The following is an 18,704-nucleotide window of genomic DNA, read 5'->3' as shown; positions in this document are numbered from 1 at the left end:
CTGCCCCAAGGGGAGCCGTTCGGCTCCGGAGTGATTCCCGCGGAACCGTCGCCGCAGGCCGAGGCTCCGTCAGGGGGGCGGGAGTCACAGGAAGATCGAGGTGTCGAGGTCGAAGTCGACGGGGGAGGGGATGCGGAGCGGCTTGCCCATCTGGACGCGTGTGACGGTCTGGTAGGTCCCGTCCTCGGGGTCGCTCAGGACCGTGACCGTGGGAGGGGCGGCGATCGGGTCGACGAGCAGCATGACGGGCACCCCGCCCGTGGCGTAGACGCGGGGCTTGTCGTCACTGTCGACCCGCGTGCTCCCCGAGGAGACGATCTCGGTAACCATGATCAACCCGGAGGAGCGCAGCTCCAGTGTGCCCCAGCGTGGGCAGTCGGCGGGGGCGAGCACGAAGTCGGGGACGAGGCTGTCTCGGGGGCCGTCGACGCAGACGTTCACTCCGCCCAGGTGGGCGTGCCACTTCCGCTCTATGACGACCGGCTGCAGCGCGTAGGAGAGGAGTGTCGCGCTCCAGCTGTGTTCGGGGGTGCCCACGGGGCTCACGATCAGGTTCCCGTCGATGACTTCGGCGCGAAAGCCGGGGGTGGGGGGCAGGGTTTCGAGAAGATCCCGCGCCGTGCGAGCCAGTGCCGGATCCTTTCGGGGAATATGGCGGGCGGGACGGCACGTGCCGTTGTCACCATAAGTCTCTCCCTCCGTGTCCGAGCGATGACTCTAAGTCTCGTATGGCTGTGCGGTGGGGCGCGACGCGTATGGTCCGTGGTCGCGGTTCGGCCTGGCGGCGACATGGCGCGGGCGTAGAGGCGAGGCCGGGAGCATGGGCGGGTCATGTGAGAAAAGCAGGACACACCCGTTTGGTGGGAGGAGGCGGGTTGACGCGGTCCCGCTCGGTGTCGTCCCGAGCGGCCGGACTACGATCGTGGGCCTGAAAAGGAAAGGGGGGCACCGTGGTCCGGGCGCTGGTGTTCGACGTAGGTGAGACGCTGATCGACGAGACGCGCATCTGGTCGCGCTGGGCCGACCGGCTGGGGGTCACCCGGTTCACCATGCTCGGCGTGCTCGGTGGCATGGCCGCGCTCGACCGCTCGTTCGAGGACGCCTTCCGGCTGCTGCGGCCCGGGTTCGAGGTCGAGGCCGAGCAGGAGGCGTGGAAGCGCGACGACCCCACCGGGCTTCGGGTGAACTTCGACGCCGACGACCTCTATCCGGACGTACGGCCCGCTCTCGCGGCGCTGCGCGACCTCGGATACGAGCTGATCATCGCGGGCAACCAGCCTCCGCAGGCGCGCGACGCGCTCGCCGCGATGGACCTGCCCGTCGACGCGATCCACACCTCAGACGGCTGGGGTGTCTCCAAGCCCGCCCCGGAGTTCTTCGCCAGGGTCGTCGCGGTGTCGGGCCGCGAGCCCGGCGAGATCCTCTACGTGGGCGACCGGCTGGACAACGACGTCCTGCCCGCCCGAGCGGCGGGCATGCGGACCGCGCTGATCCGCCGGGGGCCCTGGGGGCATCTCCACGCCGAGCGCCCCCGCGCCGCCGAGGCGGACCACGTGGTCGACGACCTGCACGCCCTGGCCGCCGCCCTCGCCCGCTGACCGCCCCGGGGACGAGACCAAGCCGACCCCGGGGCCTGACCGCATCGCCGAGTCGCGGGTTCGCGGGGCCCCAGGGTCCTCATGTGTCGCGGTGCCCGAGCGGGTGGCGTGCTCCCGGTGCTCAGGTGTCGCGGTACTCGATGTCGGGCTCGATGTGGACGGCGCGCTCCTCGGCCGACAGGTCGCCGTCGTCGGGGCCCACATCCGAGGCGTACTCCTCGGACGTCTCGTCGGGGCTCAGCCCCTCGTCCGGCGCCACCAGGCGGGTATCGTCGCGCGGGGCCCGCTCGCGGTCCGGTGCCTCGCGCCGGAGACGCTCGTCGAGGGTGTCACGGTGCTCGTCGTCGTGTTCGACGATCTCGTGGTTGAGGCCGAGGTCGTCGGTCCACTCCTCGACCTCGACCGCCTGCTCGTCACTCAGACCCTCGCGGTCTGGGGGCATTTCACTCATACCGCGGCCCTACCCGTTTTATCGCCTTGAATCCCAGGCCAGGTGTTCGTCCCCGTACCTCAGCGGGGCCCGTGACCGGGTGGCTCAGCCGCCGGTGTCCGAGAGGCCGCTCGGCAGGTAGACGGGACGCTGGCTCTCGCGGGCCAGGCGCCCCGCGGCGAGGCGTGGGGCGATGTCCCCCGGCAGGAGGGACATCGCGATGTCCCAGGGGAGGAACGCCGCCTCGTCGAGCTCCTCGGCCTGCAACCGGATGTGGGCGGTGTCGTCCAGGACGCCGCCGTCGAACATGAAGTGGATCACCGGGCGGGGACGGTCCTTCGCCGGCGGTGTCCACTGGACCACGAGCAGGTCGCCCGCCTTGACGGACACCCCGAGCTCCTCGGCCACCTCGCGCGTCGCGCCGTCGTGGGGTGCCTCCCCCTCCTCGACGACCCCGCCGGGGAAGTTCCAGCCGGGCCGGTAGTTGGGCTTGACCAGCAGGACACGGTCCTCCGCGTCGGTGATCAGCATGCAGGCCGAGACGAACACGGTGGGCAGGGTCGCGTACCACTCGGCGGGGTCGAGATAGGACTCGCTCATTCGTGTCACGCTACCTTCGCCGGCGGCCGGGCGTGGCCGGGACCCGCCGACGCGCGGCGGTCGTCCGTTCGACGGCCTGCCGCCGAACGGGCAGGGTGTTCCGGCCGTCGGTGCCGCTTCCCGCTCAGCCGAGTTTCTTGACCAAGATCTCGAATTCCAGGTCGTCCCTGGTCGGCAGGCCGAAGCTCTCGTCTCCGTAGGGGAACGGGGCCGTCTCGCCGGTGCGGGAGTAGCCGCGGCGTACGTACCAGGCCAGGAGCTCCTCGCGGACCGAGATCACCGTCATGTGCATCTCGCGCACGTCCCAGGTCTCACGGGCGAAGCGCTCGGCCTCGGCGAGGAGCGCCTTGCCGAAGCCGCCGTTCTGCAGGGTGGGACGTACGGCGAACATCCCGAAATAGGCGTATTCGCCGCGGTGCTCCACCTGGCAGCAGGCGACGAGTTCGCCGTCCACCTCCATGAGGATCATGTGGTTTTCCGGCTTCTCCAACTCGGCGGTCACGCTCTCGACGTCCGTCCGCCGCCCGTCCAGCAGGTCCGCCTCGGTCGTCCACCCGGCCCGGCTCGACTCCCCCCGGTACGCGGAGTGGACCAGGCGCACCAGGGCGGGCACGTCCGCGACGGTGGCCGCGCGGAAGACCGGCCGCGTGGTCCGGGAGGGGGTGTTCATCCGAGGAGTCCTTTCTGCGCAGGAGACCCTCGCCTTCCGGCGTGAAGGGGAAGGCGGGGGTGATCTTCTAGGCAGGCGGTGACACGTGCGGTCATCGAGTCGCCTGATCCTGCGCATCATAGCCAAACGGGCTGCTCAGCTCACTTGGCCGCCTGGAAGGCGCGGCCCGCGGGGGTGGCGACGCCGTTGCTCAGGAACAGGCCGCTGTTCGGCTCGGTGTCCGAGGAGGGCAGGCCGAACCAGGCGTAGCGCTGCACGTACGGCAGGGAGGCCAGCATCGTGGTGGACGCGGTGACGAAGGCGGCCTGCTGGGCGTCGGTGGGGAAGCGGACACCGTTCGAGAAGTCGATCAGGGCGTACTCGGTGAGCCAGATCGGCTTGCGATAGCGCTCGTACACGGCCTGGATGTACGACCTGAGCTGGCCGACCGCCGCCTCGGTGCGGAAGTCCCCGCCGTACCAGTGCAGCGTGACGAAGTCGACGCGGTAGTTCCTCTGGGCCGCCCCGGACATGAAGCGGTCCAGCCAGCCGCCCGCCCTGTCACCGCCGTAGGCGACGGCGGGACTGCCGATCTTCTGGCCCGTCGCGGTGAGCCTCGGCCACAGCGACAGCGCCTTCTCCACGGTCATGTTGGACTGTTCGGCCATGTCCGGCTCGTTGAACCCGAGCAGGTAGGGACCGGCGTTCTTCGCCTGGGCGAGATTCTGGTCGGTGACGCTGTCGGCTCCCCAGATCATCGGGACGAACTCGGCCGACTTCGGAGTCGTGACGCCGTTGTGGTTCGTGGACCAGGTGTAATACCAGCTCGCACCGGAGGCCGCGAGGGCCGCGCTGACACCGGGCGCCTGCCACACGCCCACGCCCTTCTCGGCGGAGGTTTCCACGGGGACCTCCGGGGCCGGTGTGGTCGGGGTCCTGCTGGGGGTGGGAGTCGGGGAGGCGCTGGGGCCGGCGGTCGGGGTGCGGCTCGGGCTCGAACTCGGCGTCGGCGCGGTCGGGGTGACGCCCGGTACGGGAGCGGCCGAGCCCTTGCCGAAGACCTGGAACTCCCAGAGCGAGACACCGTACCGGCTGGACCGCTGGGTGGCGTGAAGCCGCACGTACCGGCCGGTGGCCGAGACGTTGAGGGTCTGCACGCCGCCCTTGCCCGCGGTCGTGCGGTGGATCGTCTTCCACCGGCCGTCGCCGTTGGAGGTCTGGATCCGGAACGCGGTGGCGTAGGCGTGTTCCCAGTTCAGCACGATCTTGTTGATCGCGGTGGACCTGCCCAGGTCCACCCGCAGCCACTGGGGGTCGCTGAACGCGCTGGACCAGCGGGTGTCGCTCCTGCCGTCGACCGCGGCCGCGGCGGACAGGTCGCCGCGCTCGACCGAGGAGGCGACGGCGGCCCGGCCCTGCGACACAGGGGTCTCGGCCGCGCCCGCGCTCGCGGGGAGGGCGTTCACCACGGAGGCGCCCAGGACGGCGACGAGGGCGCCCGCGAGCACGGCGCGGCGTACCTGACGACCTGTTGCGGTACCGCGCGGAACAGTCTCACTCATGTGGATGAGGTCCTTCGTACGGAGGAGTGGGGATCGGACGCTGTCGGTGCATCGGAGGTTTGTCGGAGGCGCGCCGGTCGGGCCGGATCACGGATCTCCTGTCGGACGTGTTCGCTCCTGTTCAGGAGACCGGTGGGCGGATCGGAGACAACAGAAACGCGGTAGCCGATCTGGGATACTCCGGAAGTGCGACGTTCGTCCCGCAGCACTCTCCGGTTGATCGCCGATATCGCCGTCTCGCTCGCCGTCGGGCTGTATCTCGTCGCCCTGGTGATGGACGAGGCGGTGGCGCGTCCGGGACCGCTGGTGGTCCTCGGGATGATCGCGGGCGCGGCGCAGGGCGTGGCGCTGTGGTGGCGGCGATCCCATCCGGTGACGGTGATGGTGATCGCGCTCGCCGGAGGGCTTCTCGTCCACTACCTCGCGCCGCAGGGGCTCTTCCCGTTCGCGGGCCTCTTCGCGATCGGCTCGCTGGCCGCGCTCCGCCCGCCCCGCGTGTCGCTGCCCGCGCTCGCGGCGCTGCTCGTTCTCACCGCGCTGAACTTTCTCACCGCTCCCAGCCAGGACGCGCAGTTCGCGATGGCGTTCCCCATCCTCGCCTGGGCACTCGGCGAGGTCGTACGCAACCGGCGTGTGGCGATCGACCAGGAGTCGCGCAGGGCGGTCAGCGAGGAGCAGGCGCGGATCGCCCGCGAGCTGCACGACGTGATCGCGCACAGTGTCTCGGTCATCGTCGTGCAGGCGGCCGCCGCCGACGACGTCTTCGAAGAACGCCCAGACCAGGCACGCGCCGCGCTGCGTTCGATCGAGGCGGCGGGGCGTGACGCGCTCGGGGAGCTGCGCCGGTTGCTGGCCGTGGTACGGCCGGGCGCGGAGGACGTGCCACAGCCTCCCCAGCCGGGACTCGATCGGCTCGTGGAGCTCGTGGAGCCGTTCCGCGCCGCCGGTCTGGAGGTCGCGGTGCGCATGGAGGACATCGGTGCCGATGGCGCGCTGCCGTCAGGGGTCGACCTCTCCGCCTACCGGATCGTTCAGGAGGCGCTCACCAACACGTTGCGCCACGCGGGCGCCGGTCGCGCGGAGGTGATCGTCAGGGCCACCTCGGGGATGCTCGAACTGGACATTCTCGACGACGGGCACGGTGGCGGGAGCGGCGGAGGCGGTGACGGCGCGGACAGCGGTGGCGATGGGAGCAACGGAGGCATGGGCGGCGGAGGCGGGAGCGGAGACATGGGCGACGGTGATGGCGGGAGCGGTGGTGGCGGCGGTCACGGGATCGCGGGGATGCGCGAGCGCGCCGTGATGCTGGGCGGCACCCTCGACGCGGGTCCGCGACCCGAAGGCGGATTCCGCGTCCGCGCCCGCCTGCCGTTGGGAGTGCCGCGATGAGCGTCCGGGTGGTCATCGTCGACGACCAGGCGTTGGTCCGCGGTGGTTTCCGGATGATCCTGGAGGCGAGGGCGGACCTTGAGGTGGTCGGCGAGGCCGGGGACGGCGGGGAGGCCGCGGCCCTGGTCGAGCGGCTGAGGCCCGACGTCGTCCTGATGGACGTGCGGATGCCCGGCGTCGACGGTCTGGAGGCGACCAGGAGGATCGTCGCCTCGGGAAGTCCGGCCCGGGTCATCGTGCTGACCACCTACGACGTCGACGAGTCCGTGTTCGCCGCCCTGCGCGCCGGGGCGAGTGCCTTCCTGCTCAAGGACGTGCGGCCCGCGGAACTGGTGGAGGCGGTCCGCGTGGTCGCGCGCGGCGACGCGCTGCTCGCGCCGTCGGTCACCCGCAGGCTGCTCGACCGGTTCGTCACCGTTCTGCCTGATCCTGGTGCCACGCCGCCCGGCCTCGGCTCGCTGACCGGGCGGGAGGTCGAGGTGCTGCGGCTGGTCGCGCTCGCGCTGTCCAACGCCGAGATCGCCGAGCGACTCGTGCTCACCGAGGCCACGGTCAAGACGCACGTGTCCTCGGTACTGCGCAAGCTCGGCCTGCGCGACCGGGTCCAGGCCGTCGTCCTCGCCTACGACGTGGGACTCGTGCGCCCGCGCTCCCTTTGAGATTTTTCTCGGCCGGAATCCGTCCGAGGGGGGAGAGGTGCGGCCCGGCTCCGCCCTGGGAGGGGGGTGAAGGCCACTCCCGCGTTCGATGTGCTCGGAGGGCGTCCGGACCTAGCGTCGCCGCCATGACCGGAAATCCTCCCGACGACCGACGGCACGCGACCCAGACTGACCGAACGGCTCAGTTCTCCGAGCCCTCCAGGACCGCTGAGGCGGCCCGGACCTTCGAGCCGGCCCCGACACTTCAGGCGGCTGAGGCGGACCAAGCAGCCAGGGTGACGCGGCCGGCTCAGGCGGCCCCCGGCGGGCGTCCGGGGCCGTTGCGTCGGGTCGCGCCCGCGCTCGGGCTCTTCCTCCTCTCCCCGCTGGTCGCCGAATATCTGCTCGGCAACGTTCCCCCGTCCGAGCTCTGGGGTCTGGTCGTCCTCGCGCCGATGTACGGCGGTGGCGCGATCATCATCCGCGAGGTGACGCGCCGCGCCGGGCGCGGCTGGCCGACGATCATCCTGCTGGGGTGCGCGTACGGCGTGCTGGAGGCGACCCTGATCGACCAGACCCTCTTCAACCCCGCCCCGCTGTTCGAGGGGGACGTCTCCCGCGGTTCCACGCTCATCCCGGCGCTGGGGTTCAGCGCGGTCAACGCTCTGGGATTCACCGTGGGACACGCCGTCTGGAGCATCGGCGTCCCGATCGCCGTCGTCGAGACCCTGGTGCCCCGCCGCGCCACGACTCCCTGGCTGGGCATACCCGGCCTGCTCTTCACCTGCGTCGTGTTCGTCCTCGGTTCCCTTGTGCTCTTCGGCGGCATCCGCGACGACAGCGGATTCATGGCCTCGCCGCCACAGAGGATCGGCGCCGCCGCCGTGGTCGTGCTCCTGGCCGTCGCCGCGTTCCTCGTCGGCTGGCGCTCCCGGCCGGCGAAGGATGGGCGGTCGCCGAAACCCTGGCTGGTGGGTACGGCGGGATTCGTCGCGTCCGCGGCGTTCGTCGCCCGTCCCGAGGACTGGTGGGGGACCGCCGCGGGCATCGCGCTGATCGCCGTGACGGCGGTCGTGGTCGGCCGGTGGTCGCGAGGTGACGGCTGGGGCGCCACGCACCGGCTCGCGCTGGCGGGGGGCGCGCTGCTGACTCAGGCGTTCCTCGGTTTCCTGCTGCTGTTCCTTCACGGCACCGCGACCACCGCCAACCTGATCGGCCAGACGGTCCTCGTCCTCGGCGCGCTCGCTCTCTTCCTGGTGGCACACCGGGGCGCGCGGGAAGCGGGCGAGGCGCGTGAGGCGGGACCGTGAGGAATCCGTCGGCGGGCCGTCGTACGGGGCCGGATCCGGTCCCGCGGGGATCCGCGATCCGCGCGTTCACCGTCACCGACTCTCCCGAGGAGGCCCTGGCCTTCAGGCCGGGGAGGAATCGGGAGCGGGAGGGCCGCCAAGGCCCGAGCGTGCCCTGACCGGCCAGGCATTCAGGTCAGCTTTCTTCCGAGTCATGCCAAGAAAACAAGGCACGGTGAAGTATTGAGTGATATTTTCAATACATGCTGGTGACTGAGATGCTGAAGCTCGCCCCGAGCGCCGAGCAGGGCAAAGCCCTGCTGGCGACGATGCGCGCGTGCAACGCCGCCGCCAACCGTGCCGCCGAGGTGGCGTTCGCCCACCACACCGCCAACAAGATCGCCTTACAGAAGCTGGTGTACACCGACCTGCGGCACGAGTTCGGCCTGTCGGCACAGATGGCCATCCGGTCGATCGCCAAGGCGTGCGAGGCCTACAAGCGCGACAAGAACATCAAGCCGGTCTTCCGGGATCTGGGTGCGGTCGCCTACGACCAGCGCATCCTGTCATGGAAAGGCCGCGACCGGGTCAGCATCCTCACCCTCACCGGCCGCATCATCATCCCCGTGGTCTACCAGGGGCGCTGGCCGGCCACCAGCGGCGCCACCATACGCGGCCAGGCCGACCTCATCTACCGCGACGGCGTGTTCTACCTCGCCACCGTGATCGACGTCCCCGAACCGCCGCAAGGTCCCGAGCCCGACGAATGGCTGGGCGTGGATCTCGGCATCGTCAACCTCGCCACCGACTCCACCGGCCAAGCCCACACCGGCAAGGGGGTGCGGGCTGTGCGGCGGCGCAACGCCCGCCTGCGCGCCCGCCTCCAGGCCAAGGGCACCAAGTCCGCCAAACGCCTCCTCAAGGCCCGCCGTCGTAAAGAGTCCCGCTTCGCCCGCAACGTCAACCACGTGATCAGCAAGAAACTGGTCGGCAAAGCCAAAGACACCCAGACCGGCATCGCCCTCGAAGACCTCGAAGGCATCCGCGACCGGGTAACGGTTCGTAAGGCTCAGCGCGCCGACCTGCACTCATGGGGCTTCCACCAGCTCCGCACGTTCGTGACCTACAAGGCCGCCCTCGCGGGCGTGCCCGTGCGCCTGGTGGACCCCCGCAACACCTCCCGTACCTGCCACCGGTGCGGGCACTGCGACAAACGCAACCGTCCCAACCGGGACGACTTCAAGTGCCTCGGCTGTGGGTTCGCCGGCCCCGCCGACCACAACGCTGCGATCAACATCGGTCGCAGGGCAGTGAGTCACGCTGCCGACGACGCGGCCTGAACCGTACCTGCCAGGTACGGCGAGGAGCCGCAAGCTCGGCCCCTTCAGGGCCGAGAAGCTGACGTGAAGTTATCGTCGGTAACAGAACGTGGGAAGGCGGGGGATGCGACACACGCGTGCGGCGGTGATGCGGGCGGCGCTGCGGCTGCTCGACGAGGTCGGACTGGACGGTCTGACCACGCGCGGGCTCGCGCAGGAGCTCGACGTACGCTCACCGGTCCTGTATCGCCACTTCGGCAGCAAGCGGGAACTCCTCGACCACATGGCCGCGACCATGATCGAGGACGCGTTCGCGCACCTGGCCCGCCCGGGGCCCGGCCAGGACTGGGCCGACTGGCTCGCCGAGCGGGGGCGGGCGCTGCGCCGGAGCCTGCTCACCTATCGCGACGGCGCGCGGCTGCACGTCGGTGCCCGGCCGGTCGGGAACCAGGCCGCGACCTCCGACTCCGTGGTCGAGGTGCTGGGCGAGGCGGGGTTTCCTCCGGAGGAGGCCCGGCGGGTGATCCTCGTCATCGGCCGCTACATCGTCGGGTGGGTGGTCGAGGAGCAGGCGAGCGCCGGTCGCCCTGTAGAGGGGGAGTCGCGCGAGGCGGCCGACGCCGACTTCGAGTACGGGCTGAACGCGATCCTGGCGGGTCTGCGCGCGAACCTGGACGGTGTTCGCGCGAGCCCGGACGGGGAGATCCGCTGAGGGGCGTCCCCGTCCGGGCCCGCGTGGCACCGAGCGCGGACGGTGAGACCAGGTGAGGCGGGCGGCTCCCTGTCCAGGCTCGTGCGGTGCCGAGCGGCCACCTCGCGCGGCCAGGCCGTCGCCGTACGATCGTCCTTTCAGGCGGGAGTTTCTCCGCTCTCTCCGAGCTAGACGAGGTCGGAGTGGAGCCGGTACGCGGCGCTGTCGGCGCTCCGCCAGCTGCCGAACCCCCGGGCGGTCACACCGACGGTGGCCGCCTCTCCGCCCGGCAGCGCCAGCCCGTACGCCACCACCTCGGGGACGTCCTCGCCGAACTCCTGGACCAGGGCGAACACCCGAGGCAGACCGCCGGCCAACGCCCTCACGTCCTCCCTGGTGGGACCGTGGTCGATTCCGTTGGGAAGGGCGTAGCCGTCACTTCCGGTTGCGCTCTCCCGTGAGCTCGCGCCATGGTAGACAGTCGGGTTGTCTGAACCGTTGAAGTGCTCCATCTCGGGTGCTTCCTTCCGGCTTTGTGGCCGGGGCGAGCAGGGCCTCCAAGCGAAGCCCGCCCCGGCTTCTTCTTTTTGGTGGTCTTTCTGTGATCACGCGACCCTTTTCGTGGTTGGACACGCCTTTTCTTCATCTCTCTGTGACCGGGTCGCTACTTTGAGTATAGTGACACGCGGTTACCGAAGTTCACAAGCTGTATCTGCCAGGTTGCTGAAAGCGCTGGCCTGTACAGCCCGGCCTGGAAGGTGAGCATGGCTGCTCCCAAGTGGGTAACGCTCCGAGCTCAGTGGCTCGGCCAGCAACTCCGTGAGCTACGTGAGGCCAACTCTCTGTTGCTCAAAGATGTGGCTGAGTACCTCCAGCGAGATCCGTCCACCGCCGGTCGCTTCGAATCGGGGGAGTATCCGATCCGGCGCCCTGACCTGCTCGCCCTCCTTGATCTGTACGGCGTGGCGGACAGCGGACGGCGTGAAAGCTTGATGAAGCTCAGCCAGGAGGTCTGGCAGAAGGGCTGGTGGGACGGGTACGCCACCGAGGTCGCCGGTGCGTTCGTCGACTATGTGTGGCTGGAGTCCCGGGCGCGTGAGATCCGGGCTTTCGATAACACTCTGCTGCCCGGTCTGCTCCACACCCCGGAGTATGCGAGGGCGGCGATCACGGCGGCTGAGTATGACGCGAAAGGCGAGCAGATCGACCGCTGGGTCGAGCTTCGCACGACTCGTCAAGGGATCCTCGCGGGAGACAACCCACCCCGTCTGTTGTCGATCATCGATGAGTCTGTGCTGCGCAGGCAGGTCGGTGGTGCCGTATGCCTGGCGAAGCAACTCGGAGAACTGGCCAGGCATGCTGCTCAGCCCAACATCGAGGTCCGCGTCCTGCCATTCAGCGCTGGGGCGCATGCCAGTCCGGCCGGTGCGTTCCGGATTTTCACGATGGAGAAGCCGTTTCCTGAGGTCGGCTACGCGGAGACTCCGAAAGGGGCTATTTATATTGAATCGCCAGATGCTCAGCGTTTCGTGCGGACGTACGATGAACTGCGGGAGCTGGCTCTGACTCCCGAGGAGTCGGCTGTATTGATCTCCGCGATAGCAGAGGAGCTATTGCGGTAAACGCGAGGGAAGGGTGTGAAATGCCTGATTCCATGAATTTAGCCCACGTTGCCTGGCGCATCAGTACGAAGAGCGACAACGGCGGCGGGAGCTGCGTTGAAGCTGGGCCGTTGGGGGACGGTAGCGGGCGGGTTGCGGTGCGGCATAGTCATCGGCCTGATGGTGAGGTGATCGTCTATAGCCGTGCGGAGTGGGAGGCGTTCGTCGGTGGTGTCAAGGACGGGGAGTTCGACTTCTCCGCCAGATGAGACACGCGACGGTGGCCTGAGCGGGCCGTGACGCGGGCGACGTCACGAGTCACCGCATGAACGTCTCCCTGTCTCACGCCAGTGAACGTTCATCGATCAAGACACGCCCGAACGGCCGCGAGAGATGACCGGACACCGGGACACGAGGACGGAAGAAGGCGTCCGCTGGATGGTCAGACCGCAGACGGGGTGGTGATGCGCCCACCGAGGAGCGGCCCTTCGAGGTGTGCGGGGATGAGCATGATGCCACTGATCCTCGATGCCGGTTTTCCGCTACAACTGCGAACCTACTGACGCTCCGAGAGCCTGTATGGCCGGGGGTGAAACTCTGTCGGGAGTGATGATTTCACGGTGTTTCAACCGGCACAGGGTTGCCTTGCTGATCGACGACGACCCTTCCCTCCAGGGGGCGATCAATTCGTACGGTTCCGCTTTTCAGCATGGCGAAGGCCGGCCGATCGCAGTCGGGCTGCGCGGTGCTTGGCTCACCGGTAAGGATCACCACGGCGGACTGGAGTTGGCCGGCTTCGAAATGATCGTCGCCGGTTGATCCATCGCAGGAAGTCGGAGCGACGGTGACTTTAAAGGAAAGTGAGGTTCTCGACGCGTCCAGGGAAACACTGTCGATCGCCGCCGAGCGCCTTGTCTGACCCAGGCGCCAAAACGCGTCAGGGGTTACCGCCGGCCAGCTTACCGACCCTCCGTTGTCCGTGCGGAAGCTCCATGAGGGAAGCGACAGCGAGCCCCTGTCCGTCATCCATTCCAGCTGGTTAAGGCGCGCTTCGACGACGGTTATGGTCTCTCCGGGTAACCCCCGAAGCCGCTCGGAAAGGCGATCGAAAGCATCTGCGGCCGATATCCGGGTTAGGCTTACCTTGTCTCCGTCGAGCAGGACATCCGGGCTCCCCGGTGGATCGTCGGACAGCTTTTCCCGTAAAGTGAACCGAGTTCCGGGCTTGGCTTCACCAACGAGTTTTGGGAGATCGTCAACGATGATTATCGGGCGTGGATCGCGTGTGTATGGAAAATCGCGCCATTGATCTGCCGCCGTGCTGGAGTCGCTGCCCGGTCCCGCTTGTCCGGAACAGGCCGACATGAACGCGATTGCGGAGCACAGCAGGATCATTTTTTGGCGGCGTGGACGTCACCCATGCCCGGAACGCTACTTCGTGGTCGGATGTCTCGCCAGTGCTGAATAAGTGACTGCGTATATCGAGGGGCGCGCACGGTGTCCCGGCGGTGATGGGCTCTTTTCGTCCGGTCGCGGCTCTCCGTACGGTGGGGCGGACGGGGATCCGGTGGTGGGATCCGGCGGGTGGCGGCGCGTGATTTGCTTTCCCCATGGATGAATCGCGGATCACTCGTTACCTGGACAGGTTGGGCGTGAACCGCCCCGCGGAGCCGGATGTCCAGGGCCTACGGACCCTGCAGCTCGCGCACCTCAGGGCGGTGCCGTTCGAGAACCTGAGCATTCATCTCGGTGAGCCGATCTCGCTCGACCCCGACACCCTGTACGACAAGATCGTCGTCCGCCGTCGCGGTGGCTTCTGTTACGAGCTGAACGGACTGCTCGCCGAGTTGCTGACCGCGCTCGGCTACCGGGTGACGCTGCTCGCCGCTCGCGTCTTCGGCGGTGGTGGTGTGCCGGGGCCGCTCTTCGACCATCTCGCGCTGCGCGTCGATCTGGACGAGCCGTGGCTGGTCGACGTCGGGTTCGGTGACTTCTCCGACGAGCCGCTGCGGCTCGACGGGCGCGCGGAGCAGAAGAACGGCGGGGGCGCGTTCCTGGTCGGGCTTGCCCCAGGCGACCACGGCGACCTCGACATCGCGCACAACGGCGACCCGGGTTACCGGCTGACCGCCCGGCCCTACGAGCTGGCGGACTTCGTCCCGATGTGCTGGTGGCAGGAGACCTCTCCGAAGTCGCACTTCACCAGGTCGCCGGTCTGCTCGATGCGCACGGCCGAGGGCCGGATCACGCTCCGCGACCGCAAACTGATCCACACCGTGGACGGCGAGCGCACGGAACGCGACCTGGACGAGAGTGAACTTCTCCCCGCCTACCGCGATCACTTCGGAGTCACCCTCGACCGGATCCCGTCCGCCAAGGCGTGACCTTCCGCTCCCGGCCCGCTTGGTGACCGGAGATGGGTGTGGTGTTCGAGGCGGGAACGGCTGGCCGGAGGACGCTGCGACGGAGGGCCGAACACGGCTTGGGTCAGGCGGAGGTGAGGGAGCGGTCGCGGTTGACGAGGGCGGCGTAGGGGCCGTCGGCGGCGAGGAGTTCGTCGTGGGTGCCGCGTTCGACGACGCGGCCGTGGTCGAGGACCACGATCTGGTCGGCGTCGCGGATCGTCGACAGGCGGTGGGCGATCGTGATGGTGGTACGGCCCCGCGACAGGGTGTCCAGGGCTTCCTGGACGGCGCGTTCGGTCTGGGTGTCGAGGGAGCTGGTGGCCTCGTCGAGGATGAGCACGGGCGGGTCGCGCAGCAGGGTCCTGGCGATGGCGAGGCGCTGTTTCTCGCCGCCGGAGAAGCGGTAGCCGCGCTCGCCGACCACGGTGTCGTACCCGTCGGGCAGTGCGGCGATGTGGTCGTGGATCCGCGCGGCCCGCGCGGCCGTGACGATCTCCTCGTCGGTGGCGGAGGGGTTGGCGAACCTGAGGTTGTCGGCGATGGAGGAGTGGAACAGGTAGGTCTCCTGCGAGACCACGCCGACCGTCTCGGCGAGGGACTCGAAGGTGAGGTCGCGCACGTCCACCCCGTCGATCGTGACCCGGCCGCCCGTCACGTCGTACAGGCGGGGCAGCAGGTAGCTCAGCGTGGTCTTGCCGGAGCCGGTCTCGCCGACCACGGCCAGGGTGGTGCCGGCGGGGACGGTGAGGTCGATGTCGGAGAGGGTCGGGGTCTCGCCGTAGGCGAAGTCGACGTGCTCGAAGCGGATCTCACCGCGTACGGTCTCCGGGGTGCGGGTGCCGGGGTGGATGTCCACCGGCAGGTCCAGATACTCGAAGATCCGGGCGAACAGCGCGAGGGAGCTCTGCACGTCGACGCCGAGCCGCAGCAGTGACACGGCGGGCCGGAACAGGTTCATCTGCAGCGTGGTGAAGGCGACGACGGTGCCGATGGAGACGACCGAGGTGAGCCCGGTGGCCCAGTAGATCACCGCGGGCATCGCCGCCATGATGATCTGGATGGTGGACTGCCGCCAGCGTCCGGCCATGCTGGAGCGGACCTCCAGGTCGGCGAGCTCGTCGGAGGCGGTGGAGAACCGCCCGGCGAGCTCGGGGCCGCGGCCCATCGTCCGGCCGAGCAGGATGCCGCTGATCGAGAGCGACTCCTGGACCATCGACGACATCGCGGCCATCTTCCGCTGCCGCTCGGAGGTGATCTTCCTGCGCTCCCTGCCGACCCTGCGGCTGATCGCGACGAAGACGGGGAGCAGCAGCAGCGACACGATGGTGAGCCGCCAATCCAGCACGAGCATCGCGATGATCGTCGCCACCACGGTGGTGAGGTTGGAGACCATCGAGGCCGCGGTGGAGGTGACCACCAGTTGCATGCCGCCGATGTCGCCGGCGATGCGCGACTGCACCTCGCCGGTCCTGGTGCGGGTGAAGAAGGCCATGGACATGCGCTGCAGGTGGCCGTAGACGCTGGTGCGCAGGTCGTGCATGACGCGCTGGCCGACCCCGGTGGAGATCAGCGTCTGGACGACGTCGAGCACGCTGGTGACGACGGCGACCGCGACCATGCCGAGCGCGAGCAGCGTGAGCAGGCCGGTCCTGCCGTGCGGGATCGCGTCGTCGAGCACCGCGCGGAGCATGAACGGCGAGGCGAGCGAGACGAGGGAGGACAGTCCGATGAGGATGCCCACGATGGCGAGGCGGCCCCGGTAGGGGCGGAACAGACCGATGACGCGTCGCAGGGGGGCGCGAGGTTCGTCGTTCACCTCAGGTGTTTCGTGCCGTATGGCACTTTTGGTTTGTTCCTCCACGGAACTCCTTTCTGATGTACTCTCAAACAGAGGTTAACTCACATTCATTCCTATGGCACTGGGATAGGTTCGGCGCTGTGGAGACGGAACTGGCCGACCTGGTGCACGGCGTCGGCCGTCGGCTGCGGCAGGGGTACGGTGAGCGGCTCGGCCCGCTCGGCCTGAGCCCCGGTCAGGCGCGGGCGCTTCGGGTCATCGTCGACTCCGAGCCGCCGCTGAAGATGGTGCAGCTCGCCGAGAGACTGCGGATCGTGCCCCGCTCGGTGACTCCGGTGGTCGACGCGCTGGAGGAGGCCGGGCTGGTCCGCCGCGAGGTCGATCCCGCCAACCGCCGCTCCACCCTGCTCGTGGTCACCGGCGAGGGCCTCAAGCGGTACGAGCAGGTGCGCGAGGCGCGCAGGCGGGTGGCCGAGGAGCTGTTCTCCGTGCTCACCCCCGAGCAGCAGGACCGGCTCGGGGAGCTGCTCGGCACGGTCGACGCGCAGTCCGTCTGACCCGACCGCCACCGGGGACGCGGGCGGCGGGCTTCGGCTTTCCCTCGTTCCGGTGGAAGCGTCAGCTGGTTTCCAGCGGTCCGACGGAAGCGGCTGACGGGGTTTCGGCCGGACCGCTGGACGCGGGTGGCGGGTTTCAGCCGATCGGGTGGAAGCGGCCGGCGGGGGTTCAGCCGGTCCGGTTGAAGCGGGCGACGGCGAGGGCGAGCATGAGCAGGCCCGCGCCGCCGACCAGCAGGAGTTCGAGCGCCATCGGGACGATCCATCCCGACCAGGACACCCCGGGACCGTACACGGCCATCACCTCGGGCGGGACGGACAGGTGGGCGAAGACGACCTGGCGAGCGGGGTCGACCGCGTACGTCAGGGGGTTCAGCAGCGTCACGGTGCTCATCCACCCGGGCAGGTTGGTGAGCGGGAACAGTGCCCCCGACAGATACATGAGCGGCATGATCGCCATCTGGGCGATCCCCTGGAACGACTCCATGCTCGTCATCCGCGCGGCGACCAGCACGCCGAAGGCCGACATGGTGAAGGCGGTCAGGAACATCACCCCGACCAGCGAGACGATGAGGACCGGGTCGTAGGGTACGCCGACCAGTCCCGCCATGGCCACGATCACCAGGCTCTGCAGCGTCGCGACCAGCGCGCCGCCGAGTATCTTGCCGACCACGATCGCGGTACGGCTCACCGGGGCGACGAGCATCTCCCGCAGGAAGCCGAACTCGCGGTCCCAGACGATCGACGAGGCGGAGAACATCGCCGTCAGGATCACCGTCATCGAGATCACGCCGGGGAACATGAAGGTCTTCAGGTCCACGCCGTCGGGAACCCCCGGCATCAGGGATCCGAATCCCGTGCCGATGATGAAGATCCACATGAATGCCTGGAAGAGCATCGCCGTGACCCGCTTGCCGTCGGTGGCGAAGCGGATCATCTCCCTGCGGAGCACCACCTTCACCGCGCGCAGGTTGTGTGCGGCGCCGCGCAGCGGGACGCGGGGCGTGGCCGTCTCAGCCGCGACCATGGGCCGGCACCTCCTCGTCGTGGGCCTTCCCGCCCGCGGTGTGCTCGGCTTCGGCGTTCGCGTCGTCCCCGATCTCGGAGGAGGGCTTCGCGCCCGCGGTGTGCTCGGCTTCGCCGTTCGTGTCGTTCCCGGTCTCCGCGGAGACCTTCGCGCCGACCTGTCCGGGGCCGCCGGTTCTCCCGGTCTCCGCGCTGTCCTCCGCGTCGGTGCCGTCGGTGTCCTCCGCGTCGCGGATGGTCGAGCCGGTGTAGGAGAGGAAGACGTCGTCCAGGGAGGGGCGGGTCATCTGGACGGAGAGGATGGGGACGCCCAGCTCGGCGAACAGGCGCGGTACGAACTCCTCGCCGCTGGGGACGGAGAAGGTGAGTCCCCCGTCGCGTGCCACGGCCTCCACCGAGAGGCGTTCCCGCAGCATGACGGTGGCGGCCGGGTCGTCGCCGGTCTGGATGCGGATCCGGTCCCTGCCCACCGCGGCCTTGAGCGCTTCGGGGGTGTCCAGCGCCACGACGGAACCGTGATCGATGATCGCGATGCGGTCGCAGTGCTCGGCCTCCTCCAGGTAGTGCGTCGTCATGAAGATCGTGATCTTCTCCAGGTCGCGGAGCTCGGTGATGTACCCCCAGATGGCCGCGCGGGTCTGCGGGTCGAGCCCGACCGTCGGCTCGTCGAGGAAGAGCACCCGAGGGGAGTGCAGCAGGCCGCGAGCGATCTCCAGGCGCCGCCGCATGCCACCGGAGTAGGTGTGCACCCGGTCGTCGCGGCGCTTCCACAGGCCGACGATGTCCAGGACCCGCCTGATCCGGTCGTCGATGGCGTTCTTGGGCAGGCCGTACAGCTCGGCGTGGAAGCTCAGGTTCTGCGCGCCGGTGAGGTATCCGTCGACGGTCGGTTCCTGGAAGACCAGGCCGATGTCGCGCCTCACCTCGTCGCGCCGGCGCACGATGTCGTGCCCGCCGACGGTCGCGCTGCCCCCGCTGGGCCGGATCAGCGTGCACAACATGTTGATCGTCGTGCTCTTGCCCGCCCCGTTGGGACCCAGCAGGCCGAACACCTCGCCGGGGGCGACGTCGAAGTCGACGCCCCTGACGGCCTCGATCCTTCCGTACTCCTTGCGCAGTCCCCTCACGGACACCGCCGCGCCGTCGTCCACC

At 69.1% G+C, this 18,704-nt stretch carries 20 protein-coding genes; 10 read left to right on the top strand and 10 right to left on the bottom strand.

What is annotated here, in order from left to right; genetic code table 11:
- Positions 1-84 precede the first annotated feature (84 nt).
- Entirely contained in the window at positions 85-597 is a 513-nt protein-coding gene (locus tag ABZ664_RS28585) for a Uma2 family endonuclease (RefSeq protein WP_362516590.1), read from the bottom strand.
- 353 nt (positions 598-950) lie between these two features.
- On the opposite strand from ABZ664_RS28585, the gene ABZ664_RS28580 reads away from it, so the two are divergent.
- The gene (locus tag ABZ664_RS28580; RefSeq protein WP_362516334.1) at positions 951-1,598 is read left to right on the top strand and encodes an HAD family hydrolase; all 648 of its coding nucleotides are present in this window, start codon (positions 951-953) and stop codon (positions 1,596-1,598) included.
- A gap of 121 nt (positions 1,599-1,719) precedes the next feature.
- Here ABZ664_RS28580 and ABZ664_RS28575 read toward each other — a convergent pair whose 3' ends face one another.
- From ABZ664_RS28575 to ABZ664_RS28560, 4 genes are all read right to left on the bottom strand, one after another.
- Entirely contained in the window at positions 1,720-2,049 is a 330-nt protein-coding gene (locus ABZ664_RS28575) for a DUF5709 domain-containing protein (protein ID WP_350946069.1), read from the bottom strand.
- 84 nt (positions 2,050-2,133) lie between these two features.
- Complete coding sequence (locus ABZ664_RS28570) at positions 2,134-2,628, bottom strand: NUDIX hydrolase (protein WP_362516330.1); 495 nt, start codon at positions 2,626-2,628, stop codon at positions 2,134-2,136.
- A gap of 124 nt (positions 2,629-2,752) precedes the next feature.
- On the bottom strand, positions 2,753-3,298 hold the full coding sequence (locus ABZ664_RS28565; RefSeq protein WP_362516328.1) for a GNAT family N-acetyltransferase: 546 nt from the start codon (positions 3,296-3,298) through the stop codon (positions 2,753-2,755).
- Between the two features lie 140 nt (positions 3,299-3,438).
- Positions 3,439-4,839 carry a glycosyl hydrolase gene (locus tag ABZ664_RS28560; protein WP_362516325.1) on the bottom strand — a complete coding sequence of 467 codons (1,401 nt, stop codon included), beginning with the start codon at positions 4,837-4,839 and terminating at the stop codon, positions 3,439-3,441.
- A gap of 186 nt (positions 4,840-5,025) precedes the next feature.
- On the opposite strand from ABZ664_RS28560, the gene ABZ664_RS28555 reads away from it, so the two are divergent.
- From ABZ664_RS28555 to ABZ664_RS28535, 5 genes are all read left to right on the top strand, one after another.
- Positions 5,026-6,228, top strand: a complete 1,203-nt coding sequence (locus ABZ664_RS28555) for a histidine kinase (protein ID WP_362516323.1) — start codon at positions 5,026-5,028, stop codon at positions 6,226-6,228.
- Positions 6,225-6,887: a response regulator transcription factor gene (locus tag ABZ664_RS28550; RefSeq protein ID WP_362516321.1), complete on the top strand. Its 663-nt coding sequence runs from the start codon at positions 6,225-6,227 to the stop codon at positions 6,885-6,887. Before ABZ664_RS28555 ends, ABZ664_RS28550 begins: the two co-directional genes overlap by 4 nt.
- Positions 6,888-7,162: 275 nt before the next feature.
- Positions 7,163-8,176 (top strand): hypothetical protein, encoded by a 1,014-nt coding sequence (locus ABZ664_RS28545; RefSeq protein ID WP_362516319.1) that lies wholly within the window; start codon positions 7,163-7,165, stop codon positions 8,174-8,176.
- Between the two features lie 242 nt (positions 8,177-8,418).
- Positions 8,419-9,495 carry a transposase gene (locus ABZ664_RS28540; protein WP_362516317.1) on the top strand — a complete coding sequence of 359 codons (1,077 nt, stop codon included), beginning with the start codon at positions 8,419-8,421 and terminating at the stop codon, positions 9,493-9,495.
- Between the two features lie 103 nt (positions 9,496-9,598).
- Positions 9,599-10,186 carry a TetR/AcrR family transcriptional regulator C-terminal domain-containing protein gene (locus tag ABZ664_RS28535; protein ID WP_362516315.1) on the top strand — a complete coding sequence of 196 codons (588 nt, stop codon included), beginning with the start codon at positions 9,599-9,601 and terminating at the stop codon, positions 10,184-10,186.
- 167 nt (positions 10,187-10,353) lie between these two features.
- On the opposite strand, the gene ABZ664_RS28530 is transcribed toward ABZ664_RS28535, so the two are convergent.
- A complete protein-coding gene (locus ABZ664_RS28530) occupies positions 10,354-10,677 on the bottom strand; it encodes a hypothetical protein (protein ID WP_362516313.1) in 324 nt (107 codons plus the stop codon).
- Positions 10,678-10,929: 252 nt separating this feature from the next.
- Between ABZ664_RS28530 and ABZ664_RS28525 the strand changes: the two genes are divergently transcribed.
- Together ABZ664_RS28525 and ABZ664_RS28520 are read left to right on the top strand one after the other, a co-directional pair.
- The gene (locus ABZ664_RS28525; RefSeq protein WP_362516310.1) at positions 10,930-11,787 is read left to right on the top strand and encodes a helix-turn-helix transcriptional regulator; all 858 of its coding nucleotides are present in this window, start codon (positions 10,930-10,932) and stop codon (positions 11,785-11,787) included.
- 20 nt (positions 11,788-11,807) lie between these two features.
- Positions 11,808-12,035, top strand: coding sequence for a DUF397 domain-containing protein (locus ABZ664_RS28520; RefSeq protein ID WP_362516308.1), 228 nt, complete (start codon positions 11,808-11,810; stop codon positions 12,033-12,035).
- A gap of 346 nt (positions 12,036-12,381) precedes the next feature.
- Here the strand turns inward: ABZ664_RS28520 and ABZ664_RS28515 are convergent, their stop codons facing one another.
- Complete coding sequence (locus tag ABZ664_RS28515; RefSeq protein ID WP_362516306.1) at positions 12,382-13,161, bottom strand: hypothetical protein; 780 nt, start codon at positions 13,159-13,161, stop codon at positions 12,382-12,384.
- Between the two features lie 215 nt (positions 13,162-13,376).
- On the opposite strand from ABZ664_RS28515, the gene ABZ664_RS28510 reads away from it, so the two are divergent.
- Positions 13,377-14,150, top strand: coding sequence for an arylamine N-acetyltransferase (locus tag ABZ664_RS28510; protein ID WP_362516304.1), 774 nt, complete (start codon positions 13,377-13,379; stop codon positions 14,148-14,150).
- Between the two features lie 103 nt (positions 14,151-14,253).
- Here ABZ664_RS28510 and ABZ664_RS28505 read toward each other — a convergent pair whose 3' ends face one another.
- Entirely contained in the window at positions 14,254-15,987 is a 1,734-nt protein-coding gene (locus ABZ664_RS28505; protein ID WP_362516301.1) for an ABC transporter ATP-binding protein, read from the bottom strand.
- 122 nt (positions 15,988-16,109) lie between these two features.
- On the opposite strand from ABZ664_RS28505, the gene ABZ664_RS28500 reads away from it, so the two are divergent.
- Positions 16,110-16,526 carry a MarR family transcriptional regulator gene (locus ABZ664_RS28500; protein WP_362516299.1) on the top strand — a complete coding sequence of 139 codons (417 nt, stop codon included), beginning with the start codon at positions 16,110-16,112 and terminating at the stop codon, positions 16,524-16,526.
- Between the two features lie 169 nt (positions 16,527-16,695).
- On the opposite strand, the gene ABZ664_RS28495 is transcribed toward ABZ664_RS28500, so the two are convergent.
- Positions 16,696-17,553: an ABC transporter permease gene (locus tag ABZ664_RS28495; RefSeq protein ID WP_362516297.1), complete on the bottom strand. Its 858-nt coding sequence runs from the start codon at positions 17,551-17,553 to the stop codon at positions 16,696-16,698.
- Entirely contained in the window at positions 17,540-18,703 is a 1,164-nt protein-coding gene (locus ABZ664_RS28490) for an ATP-binding cassette domain-containing protein (protein ID WP_362516295.1), read from the bottom strand. Before ABZ664_RS28490 ends, ABZ664_RS28495 begins: the two co-directional genes overlap by 14 nt.
- Between the last annotated feature and the right edge of the window lies 1 nt (position 18,704).

It is taken from the genome of Streptosporangium sp. NPDC006930, assembly GCF_040635605.1.
In the GTDB taxonomy this organism is placed as follows: Bacteria; Actinomycetota; Actinomycetes; order Streptosporangiales; family Streptosporangiaceae; genus Streptosporangium.
Note: the sequence above shows the minus strand (reverse complement) of the source record. Positions and strands in the feature narration are given on the sequence as shown.

What these genes read in the sequence shown, in the direction of transcription:
- ABZ664_RS28575 (WP_350946069.1), bottom strand. Translation starts at nt 2,049, where the DNA reads ATGAGTGAAATGCCCCCAGACCGCGAGGGTCTGAGTGACGAGCAGGCG.
- ABZ664_RS28570 (WP_362516330.1), bottom strand. Translation starts at nt 2,628, where the DNA reads ATGAGCGAGTCCTATCTCGACCCCGCCGAGTGGTACGCGACCCTGCCC.
- ABZ664_RS28565 (WP_362516328.1), bottom strand. Translation starts at nt 3,298, where the DNA reads ATGAACACCCCCTCCCGGACCACGCGGCCGGTCTTCCGCGCGGCCACC.
- ABZ664_RS28560 (WP_362516325.1), bottom strand. Translation starts at nt 4,839, where the DNA reads ATGAGTGAGACTGTTCCGCGCGGTACCGCAACAGGTCGTCAGGTACGC.
- ABZ664_RS28550 (WP_362516321.1), top strand. Translation starts at nt 6,225, where the DNA reads ATGAGCGTCCGGGTGGTCATCGTCGACGACCAGGCGTTGGTCCGCGGT.
- ABZ664_RS28540 (WP_362516317.1), top strand. Translation starts at nt 8,419, where the DNA reads ATGCTGGTGACTGAGATGCTGAAGCTCGCCCCGAGCGCCGAGCAGGGC.
- ABZ664_RS28535 (WP_362516315.1), top strand. Translation starts at nt 9,599, where the DNA reads ATGCGACACACGCGTGCGGCGGTGATGCGGGCGGCGCTGCGGCTGCTC.
- ABZ664_RS28530 (WP_362516313.1), bottom strand. Translation starts at nt 10,677, where the DNA reads ATGGAGCACTTCAACGGTTCAGACAACCCGACTGTCTACCATGGCGCG.
- ABZ664_RS28525 (WP_362516310.1), top strand. Translation starts at nt 10,930, where the DNA reads ATGGCTGCTCCCAAGTGGGTAACGCTCCGAGCTCAGTGGCTCGGCCAG.
- ABZ664_RS28520 (WP_362516308.1), top strand. Translation starts at nt 11,808, where the DNA reads ATGCCTGATTCCATGAATTTAGCCCACGTTGCCTGGCGCATCAGTACG.
- ABZ664_RS28515 (WP_362516306.1), bottom strand. Translation starts at nt 13,161, where the DNA reads ATGATCCTGCTGTGCTCCGCAATCGCGTTCATGTCGGCCTGTTCCGGA.
- ABZ664_RS28510 (WP_362516304.1), top strand. Translation starts at nt 13,377, where the DNA reads ATGGATGAATCGCGGATCACTCGTTACCTGGACAGGTTGGGCGTGAAC.
- ABZ664_RS28495 (WP_362516297.1), bottom strand. Translation starts at nt 17,553, where the DNA reads ATGGTCGCGGCTGAGACGGCCACGCCCCGCGTCCCGCTGCGCGGCGCC.